This is a genomic window from Arthrobacter sp. StoSoilB22, assembly GCF_019977315.1.
Lineage (GTDB): Bacteria > Actinomycetota > Actinomycetes > Actinomycetales > Micrococcaceae > Arthrobacter.
In genome coordinates, this window is record NZ_AP024652.1 from 3197074 (window position 1) to 3211174 (window position 14101).

A 14101-nucleotide genomic window follows, 5' to 3' on the forward strand; every position below is an offset into this window, starting at 1 on the left:
TTTCCTTCTCTCGTCTAAGACGTAAAGTCAGGCGCCTAGCGGCGCTTGCCCTTACGGTCGTCCTTAACATGGCCGCGGAATGTCCGCGTGGGAGCGAATTCGCCGAGCTTGTGCCCGACCATCGACTCTGTGACAAACACCGGAATGTGCTTGCGTCCGTCGTGTACGGCGATCGTGTGCCCGAGCATGTCGGGGATGATCATCGAACGGCGGGACCAGGTCTTGATGACGTTCTTGGTGCCCTTATCGTTTTCCCGTGCGACCTTCACAAAGAGGTGCTGGTCAACGAAAGGACCTTTTTTCAGGCTGCGTGGCATGTGTCCAGGCTCCTATCGCTTGTTCTTGCCAGTACGGCGGCGACGAACAATAAGCTTGTCGCTCTCTTTGTTCGGACGGCGGGTACGGCCCTCGGGCTTGCCGTTCGGGTTAACCGGGTGACGTCCACCGGAAGTCTTACCTTCACCACCACCGTGCGGGTGGTCAACCGGGTTCATGGCTACACCACGGACGGTCGGGCGAACGCCCTTCCAGCGCATACGGCCGGCCTTGCCCCAGTTGATGTTCGACTGCTCGGCGTTGCCAACCTCGCCGACGGTTGCGCGGCAGCGCACGTCAACGTTGCGGATTTCGCCGGAGGGCAGACGCAACTGAGCGAAGCGGCCTTCCTTGGCAACGAGCTGTACCGAAGCACCTGCGGAACGTGCCATCTTGGCGCCGCCACCCGGACGCAGTTCAACTGCGTGGATTACGGTACCAACCGGGATGTTGCGCAGCGGCAGGTTGTTGCCCGGCTTGATGTCAGCGTCAGGACCAGCCTCGACGAAGTCACCCTGGGACAGCTTGTTAGGAGCGATGATGTAACGCTTGGTGCCATCAACGTAGTGCAGGAGTGCGATGCGAGCCGTACGGTTCGGGTCGTACTCAATTTCGGCAACGCGGGCGTTGATGCCGTCTTTGTCGTGACGACGGAAGTCGATCAGACGGTACTGGCGCTTGTGCCCACCACCCTTGTGACGGGTGGTGATCTTACCGGAGTTGTTACGGCCGCCAGTTTTGTGCAGCGGACGCAGCAACGACTTTTCCGGAGTCGATCGCGTGATTTCAGCGAAGTCGGCTACGCTCGAGCCACGACGGCCCGGGGTAGTCGGCTTGTATTTACGGATTCCCATAATTTATTTCCTCGTTAAAGTGGTCTCCGCTACGCGAGCGGACCGCCGAAGATGTCGATTGTGCCTTCTTTGAGGGTGACAATTGCACGCTTGGTGCTCTTGCGCGTACCCCAGCCGAATTTGGTGCGCTTGCGCTTACCGGCACGGTTGATGGTGTTGATCGAGTCAACCTTGACCGAGAAGATCTTCTCAACGGCCAATTTGATCTCGGTCTTGTTCGAACGAGGGTCCACCAGGAAGGTGTACTTGCCTTCGTCGATCAGACCGTAGCTCTTTTCCGACACGACGGGTGCAAGCACGACGTCGCGCGGGTCCTTGATGGTGGTTACGCTCACTTGGAGGCCTCCTCGTTCTTTGCCTTGTCAGCGACGAACGCCTCGAAAGCAGCCTTGGTGAAGACCACGTCGTCGGAGATGAGCACGTCGTAGGTGTTCAGCTGATCTGCGTACAGAACGTGAATACCTTCGAGGTTGCGCACGGAGAGTGCTGCAACATCATTGGCGCGCTCGATAACGACGAGCAGGTTCTTGCGCTCGGAGACTGCGCGCAGCGACGCCAGTGCTTCTTTGGCGGACGGCTTGGTGCCGGCTACCAGTTCAGCGATGACGTGGATACGGCCGTTACGGGCGCGGTCAGACAGGGCACCGCGGAGTGCAGCGGCCTTCATCTTCTTGGGGGTGCGCTGGCTGTAGTCACGAGGGGTCGGACCGTGGACAACGCCACCGCCGGTCATGTGAGGAGCACGGATTGAACCCTGACGGGCGCGGCCGGTGCCCTTCTGCTTGAACGGCTTGCGACCTGCACCGGAAACCTCGGCGCGGGTCTTCGTCTTGTGGGTACCCTGGCGTGCAGCAGCGAGCTGTGCGACGACGACCTGGTGCAGCAGCGGCACGTTGGTCTGGACGTCGAAGATCTCTGCGGGCAGGTCTACCTTGACAGTGCTAGTCATTTAACTAGGCTCCCTTCACGGCGGTGCGTACGAGTACGACCTGGCCGCGGGCACCGGGGACGGCACCCTTGATAAGGAGCAGCGACTTCTCAGCGTCAATGGCGTGAACCGTGAGGTTCAGCGTGGTGTGACGCTCGGCGCCCATGCGGCCGGCCATTTTCAGGCCCTTGAAGACGCGGCTCGGGGTGGATGCGCCACCGATGGAGCCAGGCTTACGGTGGTTCTTGTGGGCACCGTGGGAAGCGCCAACGCCGTGGAAGCCGTGACGCTTCATAACACCGGCGAAGCCCTTACCTTTGGAGGTGCCGACGACGTCGATCTTCTGGCCGGCTTCGAAGATCTCAACAGAGAGCTCCTGGCCCAGCTCGTAGGATGCGGCGTCTGCGGTACGCAGTTCGACGACGTGGCGGCGAGGAGTTACGCCAGCCTTTTCAAAGTGACCAGCCAGCGGCTTGGTGACCTTGCGGGGGTCGATCTGGCCGTAGCCGATCTGTACGGCGACGTAGCCATCTACCTCTGCGTTACGCAGCTGGGTGATGACGTTGGAGTCAGCCTGGACAACAGTTACCGGGATGAGCTTGTTGTTCTCGTCCCAGACCTGGGTCATGCCGAGCTTCGTGCCCAGCAGGCCCTTTACGTTACGGGTTGCGGTCATAGTCTCTCAGCACCTCCCTAGAGCTTGATTTCGATGTTCACGTCTGCGGGCAGGTCGAGACGCATAAGCGAGTCAACAGCCTTCGGCGTGGGGTCGATGATGTCGATCAGACGCTTGTGAGTACGCATTTCGAAGTGCTCACGGCTGTCCTTGTACTTGTGAGGAGAGCGAATAACGCAGTAAACGTTCTTCTCCGTGGGCAGCGGCACCGGGCCGACTACCGTTGCGCCTGCGCGCGTGACCGTCTCAACGATCTTCCGCGCTGAAACATCAATGACCTCGTGGTCATATGACTTCAGCCGGATGCGGATTTTTTGTCCCGCCATGTCGCCTGACTCTCTTTCAGCTAGTGCTGCTCTAGTTAGGGCTGCTCTGTTTACTTACCTGTTGATGTGGCCGCCGAAGCGTTTGAGGCAGTGCCACCACACGCCGCACAAGCTGAATCCGGAAAAATCCGGGTTCCTCACCTTGCCGGCGCACCGACCCCCGCGGTCGGGCGTGTCGCGATTTCCACGCAAACTCGACCGCAATCATGGGGTTCAGGGTTATGTTTGGGCTTCAGCCTGGACCCTGACACCCGGCATTATCCGGATCGGGACACGAAGAAGCGCTTGAACAACTCATCCAGTATGGCGGAAATATGGTGTAAAGGCTAATCGGCCCTGAAGAGCCATTGCCCGCCACTCGTCCCGTGAGGATGATAGGGGCATGAACGCCCAGGATTCAGGCTCCGTGGAAGATCTCGCCGCCCGCCTGCCTCCCGGGTTCACGTTGGGTGTGGCTGCTGCAGCTTTCCAGATTGAGGGCTCGCTGACCGCTGACGGCCGCGGGCCGTCGGGATGGGATGCTTTCTCCGAAAAGCCCGGGGCAATAGTCGACGGCGGCTCCCCCGCCATGGCCTGCGATCACTACAACCGCTCCGACGAAGATATTGCCTTGATGCAGGAGCTTGGTGTCGATTCCTACCGCTTTTCGCTCTCGTGGCCGCGTATCCAACCTGGAGGCAAAGGTGCAGTCAACCAGCGCGGCCTGGACTTCTATGATCGCCTGATCGACAAACTCCTGGCCGCAGGCATTTCCCCCATGGCAACGCTGTACCACTGGGATACCCCGCTGGAGTTGGAGCATGCCGGGGGGTGGATGAACCGGGACACTGCAGAACGCTTCGGAGTGTACTGCGAAGCCGCCGCCAAACGGTTCGGTGACCGCGTTGAGCACTGGGTCACCATGAACGAGCCTGTGTCCGTCACAGTTCAGGGATACGCGCTGGGTGTGCACGCCCCTGGCCGGCAACTGCTGTTCGACTCACTGCCTGCCGCGCATCATCAATTGCTGGGTCATGGGATGGCCGTGCGGGCTCTCCGGAACGCTGGCGTCAAGGGGCAGATCGGGGTGTCAAACATGCATTGCCCCGTGGAGCCGGCCAGCAACAGTCTCGGCGACAGGCTGATGACGCAGGCGCTGGACCTGATCCTCAACCGCATCTACGCCGATGCGATCCTGCTTGGCCAATACCCCAAGCCACCGTGGCCCATGAAACCGTGGTTCCGCTCGCTGGGTACCGTCCACGACGGTGATCTTGAACTGATCAGCCAACCTCTGGACTTTTACGGGCTCAACTACTACTACCCCGTGAAGGTGGCAGTGGGCCCTGGACCGGCGGAGATCCCTACCGGAAGTTCTCCCGAGATGACCAATGTTCCTTTCCATTTGGCCGCCTACCAGGAGTATGAGACCACAGGGTTCGGCTGGCCTGTTGCGCCGGAATACCTGGCGTTGCTGCTCCGCGACATGAAGGACCGGTATGGAGCGGCACTTCCCCCCGTCTACATCACGGAAGGTGGAGCAAGCTTCCCCGAGCCTGCCCACGTTGACGGACCCATCCAAGACACTAACCGCATTACCTACCTGGCTGAGCATCTTGGCCATGCCTTGACGGCAACGGGGCCTGGTGGCCTCGCCGCAGATGTGGATCTCCGGGGATATTACGTCTGGACCTTACTGGATAACTTCGAGTGGGCAGCAGGCTACTCACAACGGTTCGGCCTGACCCACGTGGACTTCGAGACCATGGAGCGGACTCCCAAGGACTCGTTCTACTGGTATCGATCCCTGGTCCGCGCACGCCACCATCACTCGTAGCATGTGTGAGTTAAATCGATCAGGCTTGGAGTCCGAACCCTACTTGCTCTTGTTGGCGCGACGTATCCGCTTGGCGCGTTCGATCTCGCTCTTGAAGTTCTTTCGACCCCACAGCACCCCGCCACCGATAGCGGCAATGACTGCCAGGAAAATCAGAAATTCCATGGTGCTCTCCTCTTCGTAGACTGCAACATTATCGGATTCCGTCACGGGTCCGCTCCGGCGGAACATCGCTCGGATCCCCGCCCTTGACCGGCCCGCCGGTATTGCTGGGCGGCTTCCGATTCAAACGCCATACCGCCAGCACGATCAGACCCAAGGCGACCAACGCGAGCATGGCAAAGGCGTAGGACCGCAGCGCCCACATAATGCTCAGCGCTACGGCGACGGCTCCCCACCACACCAGTACGCGTTCAGCCAGGAGCAGGCCCGCTGCCAGAAGCACGACGTGTGCCACCAGTACGTAGAGCTGTTGCGAAGACGTACCGCCGACGACGGTCCCCAGGGACATGAGAGACAGCAAGCCAGCGGCAAGGCAAAGCCGAAGGAGGGCCTCCGCGCGCTGCCCCTTTGCATAGCGCAGCCCTGCTATAACGGCCCCCGCCACCACGTACCATTGCGCGGTCCAGAACAAATCCGGACTGGATCCGTCCACAAAAAGCACCGCCCGTTGCAGAGCCGCGACGGAGACAATCCCCGCAAGCTCCGCTGCCAGCCACTTCCCGTTCGGTACCTCAACCACAACCAGTACCCCGGTAGCCACCACCAGGACAAATCCCAGCATGGATGTTTGATCGCGCCCCAACCCCACGGCCGCAGATGTTGCAACCGCCACGGCCGCAATGGCGGCCAGGGAGTTACGTCGCCAGTCATTGCCTTTGATGGCCGCTCCGCCAAATACTCTCAGGGAATAGAGGAGCACCGCGGTCCCCACTCCGCCAATAAGCCAGGCAGCGTAGTCGCTCCAGACACCCGCAGGCAGCTCCACCAACAAACCGTCGACGGCGGGCACGGCCCCTACCAGCACAGCCGGGGCAGCTGCGGTGTAAAGGACCGGCATCCGTTCAAAGTGCGAGGCAGCGAACAAGACACCAGCCAGGACCAGTACCGACAGTCCTGTCAGGGAGTGTGAGATGCCCAAGGTCAAAGTGCCGCCAACCAACGTAAATGCCATTGCCGAGATGAGCCAGAACCAGCGCTCCGCGCCGCCGGCAGCAGAACCCTCGTACGACTTCTGCGGGCGGGATATCCCCCGCGCAGCAACCGTGGCAACAGCCAGGGCGAGCAGGACAACAGGGACTTGAGACTTGTCCAGAAGCGGCTGATACAGCCACGTTGAAGCTGGGAACACGAGGGCCGGCCCAGCAGCGATGACGCCAGCCACAACAGCCGCGGTACCGAAGTACTGGGATCCTCGGGCTCGGAGAATCCGCCATGCAATAGCGGCCGAAGCCGCGGCCACAGCCAATTCAAGCATCGCTACCCAGCGGCCTCCGCCGTCGTAATCCCCTGCGAGCAAGTATGAGAACGGCAGCAATAGCTGGGCACCCAAGGTGGCGTGGACTGTTGCCTGCTGGAAGGCGACATCAATGCCTCGCCCTCGCAGGACCATGGTCAACGCATGCTGCAAGGCAAGAACCAGAGCGAGGCTAATGGACAGAGCCGTCGCCGAGTCCGTGACATCAGCCACTGTCACCGCGACGAAGGCGCCGGTAAGCACCCGGACCGCCAGCAGGTAGTAACCGCGGATCAATCGGTGGCGAACCGCGCCCATCATGAACCCGCTGTAGGCGGCAAAGATTCCCAACAGAATTTCGACGTCCCGGACGTTCCCTCCTCGGAGTGCCAGGAGGAGGACAAAAGCAGCGGGTGCAAAGATCCAGCCAGCGGAGTGGCGTCGCAGAATCGCACTGACGAGGACTGCCGCCAAGGCAGTCGATACCGCTGCAACTCCAGGCTGCCAGCTATCCCTAACGGTCCCCCAGGAAAACGCTCCAGTGACAGTAAGGAACGTGGTTGCCGCCGCCATGACGGCAACCACAACACCGGCATCTGCTACGGAAGCTCGAGGGTAACGGCGTCGGCTGCCGACAAGGAGGGGAAGGACCAGCTGGACCGCGGCCGCCACCACCAGTACAAATCCTGTGGTGGGAACTTCACCGGCGACCCGAATGCTCCAGCCATCGCGCATCGCGTCCCCGTAAGCCGAGACCGCCAACAGCGTGCCAGCCGCCCGGGACAGCCACCAGTAGCACTGCCTGTGGAAGGACGGGGAGATTCTTAGGGCAGTGACCACGAAGTAGGCAAGCAATGCCAAAAGGACGCCATTTCCCAACGTCCACGACACGAATGCAGTTGCCATTGCGCCGGCGATGACTGCGGTTGCGGGCGCAATGACTTCGGCCACTGTTGCACGCCATCCAACCTTGGCAGCGGATTCCGGACGAACTGGCGGAAACATCAGAAGTCCCGCTACCAAACCTGCCAGCGCAACAAGGAGTACAGCTGCTGCAACAACCGGACGCCCGGAAGTCTCGTCAAAGATCGGCAGTACAAGAAGGCCCGCGACGGCGGCGGCGCCAAAGCCGGCAACCGAAGCCTGCGGCGCCAACAGCCGGACTCCCCCACGTGCCAACCCGGCGCTCAGTAGTTGCTGCACGGCGGCCGCGGCCACGAGCGCAATCAAGGAGTACGACGTTCGTTCCGGATTTCCCGTCATCACACCGGCTACCCCCAAAGGCACAGCCAAGGTGAGCGCGATCCTCCCCGCGAGAATCAAGTATTGGCGGGAAGTGGTTGGTGCGGTCAGTGCCAGCAGGAACCAGTAAAGCGCTGCTGACCCCAGGAATATCGAGACGGGCCATGCCCCGAGCAACGCACTGAGGGCTCCGCCCACTCCCAGCACAGCGGCCGGGGCAAACTCCAGGCCTTGGCGCAACTTCCAACCCATCACCATGGCAGTCAGCATCGTCACAGCGAGAGGAACATAGTTTGGGGGGTCGAACGGCCTGAACTCCAGCACCACGGTGAGGATAGTTGAAGTTATCAGTTGCAGCGCCAAACATGACACGGCGTCAGCCCACCAGGAGCGGGGCAGCAACTTCCTTCCTCCGAAGGCAACCCCCAAGGCCTGGACTCCGAGGCAGATGACGGCGGCCAACAACACCGTGCTCACGTTCGCGGTGACATCCCACACCACCCCGAGGAGGGCGAGGGTCAGCGCGGCCCGCGCCGCATAGAGGTGCTGCACCCTATAGCGAGCCTGCGGAACGAAGAACATCACGGCGAAGTAGATGCCACACATCAACATGACCCAGGCGTACTCCCCCTTGGACAAGAGGTGAGGGGTGAGCGTAACAGCAACGGCTACAAGGGGAACCAACGCCGGGTGCAGCATCATCAGAGGACGGACGTAAAGAGGCGGAAGCCACTTAGGACGCAGCAAGGACACTACTGTCAGGAGAACTGCCACCCCAATGAGCGCCGTGAAGTACCAGACCAGCGCGCCGCCAAGGACCGATACGCCGGACCACGCCGTTGAGACGATGAAGCTGAGGGACAGGAAGGCCAGGACTTTGTTGTCCAACTTCACTGCGGTGTAAGCGTAGACTGCGGTGCCCAGCAACGAAGTGACCAACCATGCCGCCGGGCCGTTGTGAAGCACAAAGTTGTACATGGCCAACCCGGTGACCGGAACCAGCGCAAGTCCTGTTCCAACAAAGGCCACAGCAGCAGGCCGAAGCCGCGGTACGCGCGAGTGGATGACCATGCCTGCACCATAGAACAGCGCAGTGATGAACCAGATCCCCACGAACCGCAAGAGGGCCGGAAGGCTCGTGCCCAGGAACAAAGCTCCGGCTGCAACCAAGAGGAGGCTGGCGACGTAGAGCGTGATGTTGATGTTCTGCTGATCGCGCTTTTCCTTGCGCGCAGCGGCGGCCTCAGGAGTCTCTCGAACTACCGGGGGTTGGTTGACGTAGAAACCAGGTTGCTGTTGTGCCACAGGTGGCACGGCCCGTTGTGTCGCCTGTTCCCGGGGAGCAGTCCATTGCCGAACGGGCTGCTGTGGATTCGGCTGGTGCGGGTTCGGCTGCCGCCGGACGGGCTGCTGCGGAAGGGGCTGCTGTGGGATGGGCTGCTGCGCGGCCGCGGCCTGTTGTTGTGCAGGTGGCTGAGGCGTAGGCGGGTGGAAAGCGGGCGCCGGCGGCGGCACTGGGCGGTACGGGGCAGACGGAGCCGGCGGGCTAACAGAGGCAGGAGCGGGACTCCCGGCCGCGGACCCGCCCAATGCCTGCCCCTTGGCCTCAGCATCCCGCCAACCAGCCAGGTGCCCGGCGAGAAAACCTGCCTGGTAGGAGGCTGCGTGGTGAGGCTCCGCAGTAGGGGCATGAGCAGTCCCGCGGCGTCCCTTCGCAAGCCCGACTGCAAAGCCAATCCCGCCGACAATGACGACGAGCAGCAGGATGAGAAATGCAGTCATGGTAGCTCCTTGGTTGCGCCGGACGCAGCAAGTGCACGGCCTTTATCCATTCGATAGAGTAACTGTAGCAAAAAGAACCCCACCGCCGTAGCGGTGGGGTTCTTTTAGCTAACTACCGGCTGGGCCGGAGTGTCACCGATCTACAAGTAGAGACTACTTGATGATGCTGGTAACACGTCCCGAACCAACGGTGCGGCCGCCTTCGCGGATAGCGAAGCCGAGGCCCTCTTCCATAGCGATCGGCTGGATGAGCGCAACGGTCATCTCAGTGTTGTCGCCAGGCATAACCATTTCCGTGCCTTCCGGCAGGGTGATAACGCCGGTTACGTCCGTGGTACGGAAGTAGAACTGCGGGCGGTAGTTGGAGTAGAACGGGTTGTGACGTCCGCCTTCGTCCTTGGAAAGGATGTAGACGTTAGCCTCGAAGTCGGTGTGCGGGGTGATGGAACCCGGCTTGACGACAACCTGGCCACGCTCGACATCGTCGCGCTTGAGACCGCGGAGCAGGAGGCCACAGTTCTCGCCGGCCCATGCTTCGTCGAGCTGCTTGTGGAACATCTCGATACCGGTAACCGTGGTCTTCTGGATCGGGCGGATGCCAACGATCTCAACCTCGGAGTTGATGGCGAGGGTTCCACGCTCGGCGCGGCCCGTAACAACGGTTCCACGACCGGTGATCGTGAAGACGTCTTCGATCGGCATCAGGAACGGCTTGTCGCGGTCACGTACGGGGTCCGGAACGGACTCGTCGACTGCTGCCATCAGGTCCTGGACGGACTTGACCCAAACCGGGTCGCCTTCCAGAGCCTTGAGACCGGAAACGCGAACAACCGGAGCCTCATCGCCATCGAAGCCCTGCGAGCTCAGGAGCTCACGAACTTCCATTTCGACGAGGTCGAGGAGTTCTTCGTCATCAACCATGTCGGACTTGTTCAGTGCAACCAGCAGGTAGGGAACACCAACCTGGCGGGCGAGCAGAACGTGCTCACGGGTCTGAGCCATCGGACCATCGGTTGCAGCAACCACGAGGATTGCGCCGTCCATCTGGGCAGCACCGGTGATCATGTTCTTGATGTAGTCAGCGTGACCCGGGGCGTCTACGTGTGCGTAGTGGCGCTTCTCGGTCTGGTACTCCACGTGGGAGATGTTGATGGTAATACCGCGCTGGCGCTCTTCCGGAGCAGAGTCGATCGACGCGAAGTCGCGCTGCTCGTTGAGATCCGGGTACTGGTCGTACAGCACCTTGGAAATGGCGGCAGTCAGCGTCGTCTTACCGTGGTCAACGTGACCAATGGTGCCGATGTTGACGTGCGGCTTAGTCCGCTCGAACTTTGCCTTTGCCACAGGTTCCTCCTAGAACGATTTCAAGTGAAGTGCTCCTCGGCCGCGCTTTTCGCGGCAGAAACTTTAGCAAGTCTACTTGGGGGCTTGGTTTTGGTGAAATTGCAGATTCAGGAACCAATGGTAGTTCCTCGAGCCTGTTTGCGCAGGGGCCGGGCTGCGGCTCTCGCCGCAGCCCCTCCTCAAGCGCTCAGATGCCTTCCCGATACCGGAATTGCATCCGTTACCGGGAGATTACTCGCCGCGGGTTTTCTGGATGATCTCGTCGGCTACTGCCTTGGGGACCTCCGCGTAGCTGTTGAACGTCATGGAGTACACAGCGCGACCCTGGGTCTTGGACCGGAGGTCACCGATGTAGCCGAACATGCCGGACAGCGGAACGTGTGCACGGATAACCTTCACACCTGCTGCGTCTTCCATGGACTGCATCTGGCCACGACGGGCGTTCAGGTCACCAATAACATCACCCATGTATTCCTCGGGTGTGCGGACCTCAACATCCATCAGCGGTTCAAGCAGAACAGGGTTCGCCTTGCGTGCAGCTTCCTTGAAAGCCATACGTCCGGCAATCTTGAACGCCATTTCCGAGGAGTCAACATCGTGGGACGCGCCATCAATCAGCGTGGCCTTGATGCCGACAACCGGGTAACCGGCCAGGACGCCGTCATTCAGTGCATCCTGGATACCAGCATCAACGGACGGGATGTATTCGCGCGGAACGCGGCCACCAGTGACCTTGTTTTCGAACGCGTACAGCTCGCCGGAAGCGGTGTCCATGGGCTCGATCGCAATCTGGATCTTTGCGAACTGACCCGAACCACCGGTCTGCTTCTTGTGCGTGTAGTCAAGGCGCTCAACGGCGCGCTTGATGGTTTCGCGGTAAGCAACCTGCGGCTTGCCAACGTTTGCCTCGACCTTGAATTCGCGGCGCATGCGGTCCACCAGGATGTCCAGGTGGAGCTCGCCCATGCCGGCGATGATGGTCTGGCCCGTGTCTTCGTTGAGGGAGACCTGGAAGGTCGGGTCCTCAGCGGAGAGCTTCTGGATGGCCGTGGAGAGCTTCTCCTGGTCACCCTTGGTGTTGGGTTCGATCGCAACTGAGATCACGGGCTCCGGGAAGCTCATGGACTCGAGGACGATCTGGTTGTTGGCATCACACAGGGTGTCGCCCGTGGTGGTGTCCTTCAGGCCGATGGCTGCGTAGATGTGGCCTGCGGTAGCGCCCTCAACAGGCATTTCCTTGTTGGCGTGCATCTGGAACAGCTTGCCGATGCGCTCCTTCTTGCCCTTGGTGGAGTTAACCACCTGGGCGCCAGCCTCGACGTGACCGGAGTACACGCGAACGAAGGTCAGCTGACCGAAGAACGGGTGCGCAGCAATCTTGAAGGCGAGGGCCGAGAACGGCTCGTCAGCAGAGGGCTTGCGGGTGAGTTCCTTCTCTTCGTCGCGAGGATCGTGACCGATCATCGGCGGGACGTCGAGCGGGTTCGGCAGGAAGTCAACAACAGCGTCAAGCATCGGCTGGACACCGCGGTTCTTGAAGGCAGAACCACAGAAGACCGGGTAGAGCTCAGAGTTGATGGTCATCTTGCGGATGCCGGCTTTGATCTCTTCGAGGGTGAGTTCTTCACCTTCGAGGTACTTCTCCATGAGTTCTTCGGAAGCCTCGGCCACAGTCTCAACGAGCTGTGCACGGTACTCTTCGGCCTTGGCCTGGAGATCCGCCGGGATTTCCTGCACTTCGTAGGAAGCGCCCATGGTGACGTCACCCTTTGCGTCGCCAGGCCAAACCAGGGCGCGCATTTCGAGGAGGTCAACAACACCGATGAAGTCGTTCTCAGCGCCGATGGGCAGCTGCATAACCAGCGGCTTGGCACCAAGGCGGGAGATGATGGTATCTACGGTGAAGTAGAAGTCAGCACCCAGCTTGTCCATCTTGTTGACAAAGCAGATACGCGGAACGTTGTACTTGTCGGCCTGGCGCCAAACAGTCTCGGACTGCGGCTCCACGCCTTCCTTGCCATCGAACACTGCCACTGCACCGTCGAGGACGCGCAGGGAGCGCTCAACCTCAACCGTGAAGTCAACGTGGCCCGGGGTGTCAATGATGTTGATCTGGTTCTTGTCCCAGAAGCAAGTCACGGCGGCAGACGTGATGGTGATGCCGCGTTCCTTTTCCTGTTCCATCCAGTCAGTCGTCGAAGCGCCGTCGTGCGTCTCGCCGATCTTGTGGTTCACACCCGTGTAGAACAGGATGCGCTCGGTAGTGGTGGTCTTGCCGGCATCGATGTGGGCCATGATGCCGATGTTGCGGACCTTATTAAGGTCGGTAAGCACGTCCTGTGCCACGGGGTCTCCCTTTCGGATGGACTACACGTTCGCCGCCGGCTCAGTGAGCCGGCGGCGTCCGGAAAGTTTTTACCAGCGGTAGTGTGCGAAGGCCTTGTTGGACTCGGCCATCTTGTGGGTGTCTTCGCGACGCTTCACAGCGGCACCAAGACCATTTGAGGCATCCAGGATTTCGTTCTGGAGGCGCTCGGTCATGGTCTTCTCGCGGCGGGCCTTGGAGTAGCCCACGAGCCAACGCAGAGCGAGAGCGGTGGAGCGACCCGGCTTGACCTCAACCGGAACCTGGTAGGTAGCGCCACCAACACGGCGTGAACGCACCTCGAGAGAAGGCTTGACGTTGTCCATGGCCTTCTTGAGAGCGGCAACGGGGTCGCCGCCGGACTTGGCACGTGCACCTTCGAGTGCACCGTAAACGATGCGCTCTGCGGTGGACTTCTTGCCGTCGACAAGAACCTTGTTGATCAGCTGCGTGACCAACGGGGAGCCGTAAACGGGATCGGAAACTAGCGGCCGCTTCGGGGCCGGACCCTTGCGAGGCATATTACTTCTTCTCCATCTTTGCGCCGTAACGGCTGCGAGCCTGCTTGCGGTTCTTGACACCCTGGGTGTCGAGTGCGCCGCGGACGATCTTGTAGCGGACACCCGGAAGGTCCTTAACACGACCACCACGGACGAGCACGATGGAGTGCTCCTGGAGGTTGTGGCCAACACCGGGGATGTAGGCGGTAACTTCTACGCCACCGTTGAGGCGCACACGTGCCACCTTACGGAGAGCCGAGTTCGGCTTCTTGGGGGTGGTGGTGTAAACGCGGGTGCAAACACCGCGGCGCATCGGGCTGCCCTTCAGCGCGGGAGCCTTGGTCTTGGAGACCTTCGGCGTGCGGCCCTTGCGGACCAGCTGGTTAATCGTAGGCACTTTCGTGTTCTCCGTTGTTTGATCTCTGCCCCCACACACAGGCGCCAGCCTGTGTAAACGTGGGAACTTTGGCGTTGCTCGTGCAGCCGGCCGAAACTCC

General features: G+C 60.9%; 13 protein-coding genes. 1 reads left to right on the top strand and 12 read right to left on the bottom strand.

Annotated features, from left to right (window positions below):
- Nucleotides 1-35: 35 nt before the first annotated feature.
- From rpsS to rpsJ, 6 genes are read right to left on the bottom strand one after another with little or no spacing between them, the layout of a single operon-like run.
- Nucleotides 36-317 carry a 30S ribosomal protein S19 gene (gene rpsS, locus LDN70_RS14910; RefSeq protein ID WP_011775591.1) on the bottom strand — a complete coding sequence of 94 codons (282 nt, stop codon included), beginning with the start codon at nucleotides 315-317 and terminating at the stop codon, nucleotides 36-38.
- Between the two features lie 12 nt (nucleotides 318-329).
- Complete coding sequence (gene rplB / locus LDN70_RS14915) at nucleotides 330-1169, bottom strand: 50S ribosomal protein L2 (protein WP_011775592.1); 840 nt, start codon at nucleotides 1167-1169, stop codon at nucleotides 330-332.
- A 29-nt stretch (nucleotides 1170-1198) separates the two neighbouring features.
- Nucleotides 1199-1504, bottom strand: a complete 306-nt coding sequence (gene rplW, locus LDN70_RS14920) for a 50S ribosomal protein L23 (RefSeq protein WP_024817589.1) — start codon at nucleotides 1502-1504, stop codon at nucleotides 1199-1201.
- A complete protein-coding gene (rplD, locus tag LDN70_RS14925; protein ID WP_142938370.1) occupies nucleotides 1501-2118 on the bottom strand; it encodes a 50S ribosomal protein L4 in 618 nt (205 codons plus the stop codon). The genes rplW and rplD overlap by 4 nt, the downstream gene beginning before the upstream one ends.
- Before the next feature lie 4 nt (nucleotides 2119-2122).
- Nucleotides 2123-2773, bottom strand: a complete 651-nt coding sequence (rplC, locus tag LDN70_RS14930) for a 50S ribosomal protein L3 (protein ID WP_011775595.1) — start codon at nucleotides 2771-2773, stop codon at nucleotides 2123-2125.
- Between the two features lie 17 nt (nucleotides 2774-2790).
- Nucleotides 2791-3099 carry a 30S ribosomal protein S10 gene (gene rpsJ, locus LDN70_RS14935; RefSeq protein ID WP_003803825.1) on the bottom strand — a complete coding sequence of 103 codons (309 nt, stop codon included), beginning with the start codon at nucleotides 3097-3099 and terminating at the stop codon, nucleotides 2791-2793.
- A 382-nt stretch (nucleotides 3100-3481) separates the two neighbouring features.
- Between rpsJ and LDN70_RS14940 the strand changes: the two genes are divergently transcribed.
- Nucleotides 3482-4915 carry a GH1 family beta-glucosidase gene (locus LDN70_RS14940; protein WP_223940645.1) on the top strand — a complete coding sequence of 478 codons (1434 nt, stop codon included), beginning with the start codon at nucleotides 3482-3484 and terminating at the stop codon, nucleotides 4913-4915.
- A 39-nt stretch (nucleotides 4916-4954) separates the two neighbouring features.
- On the opposite strand, the gene LDN70_RS21150 is transcribed toward LDN70_RS14940, so the two are convergent.
- The 6 genes from LDN70_RS21150 to rpsL all read right to left on the bottom strand — a co-directional run bounded on the left by LDN70_RS21150 (nucleotide 4955) and on the right by rpsL (nucleotide 14001).
- Entirely contained in the window at nucleotides 4955-5080 is a 126-nt protein-coding gene (locus tag LDN70_RS21150) for a hypothetical protein (protein WP_261609405.1), read from the bottom strand.
- Nucleotides 5081-5108: 28 nt separating this feature from the next.
- On the bottom strand, nucleotides 5109-9395 hold the full coding sequence (locus LDN70_RS14945; RefSeq protein WP_223940646.1) for a hypothetical protein: 4287 nt from the start codon (nucleotides 9393-9395) through the stop codon (nucleotides 5109-5111).
- A 153-nt stretch (nucleotides 9396-9548) separates the two neighbouring features.
- Complete coding sequence (gene tuf, locus LDN70_RS14950) at nucleotides 9549-10739, bottom strand: elongation factor Tu (protein WP_011775598.1); 1191 nt, start codon at nucleotides 10737-10739, stop codon at nucleotides 9549-9551.
- 231 nt (nucleotides 10740-10970) lie between these two features.
- Nucleotides 10971-13085: an elongation factor G gene (gene fusA / locus LDN70_RS14955; RefSeq protein ID WP_011775599.1), complete on the bottom strand. Its 2115-nt coding sequence runs from the start codon at nucleotides 13083-13085 to the stop codon at nucleotides 10971-10973.
- 69 nt (nucleotides 13086-13154) lie between these two features.
- Nucleotides 13155-13625 carry a 30S ribosomal protein S7 gene (gene rpsG / locus LDN70_RS14960; protein ID WP_003803829.1) on the bottom strand — a complete coding sequence of 157 codons (471 nt, stop codon included), beginning with the start codon at nucleotides 13623-13625 and terminating at the stop codon, nucleotides 13155-13157.
- Between the two features lies 1 nt (nucleotide 13626).
- Nucleotides 13627-14001: a 30S ribosomal protein S12 gene (gene rpsL / locus LDN70_RS14965; protein WP_009358312.1), complete on the bottom strand. Its 375-nt coding sequence runs from the start codon at nucleotides 13999-14001 to the stop codon at nucleotides 13627-13629.
- Nucleotides 14002-14101: the final 100 nt, after the last annotated feature.

Coding starts and splice junctions, on each gene's coding strand:
- rplC (WP_011775595.1), bottom strand. CDS start 2,773: ATGACCGCAACCCGTAACGTAAAGGGCCTGCTGGGCACGAAGCTCGGC.
- LDN70_RS21150 (WP_261609405.1), bottom strand. CDS start 5,080: ATGGAATTTCTGATTTTCCTGGCAGTCATTGCCGCTATCGGTGGCGGG.
- rpsG (WP_003803829.1), bottom strand. CDS start 13,625: ATGCCTCGCAAGGGTCCGGCCCCGAAGCGGCCGCTAGTTTCCGATCCC.
- rplD (WP_142938370.1), bottom strand. CDS start 2,118: ATGACTAGCACTGTCAAGGTAGACCTGCCCGCAGAGATCTTCGACGTC.
- LDN70_RS14940 (WP_223940645.1), top strand. CDS start 3,482: ATGAACGCCCAGGATTCAGGCTCCGTGGAAGATCTCGCCGCCCGCCTG.
- rpsJ (WP_003803825.1), bottom strand. CDS start 3,099: ATGGCGGGACAAAAAATCCGCATCCGGCTGAAGTCATATGACCACGAG.
- LDN70_RS14945 (WP_223940646.1), bottom strand. CDS start 9,395: ATGACTGCATTTCTCATCCTGCTGCTCGTCGTCATTGTCGGCGGGATT.
- rpsS (WP_011775591.1), bottom strand. CDS start 317: ATGCCACGCAGCCTGAAAAAAGGTCCTTTCGTTGACCAGCACCTCTTT.
- rplB (WP_011775592.1), bottom strand. CDS start 1,169: ATGGGAATCCGTAAATACAAGCCGACTACCCCGGGCCGTCGTGGCTCG.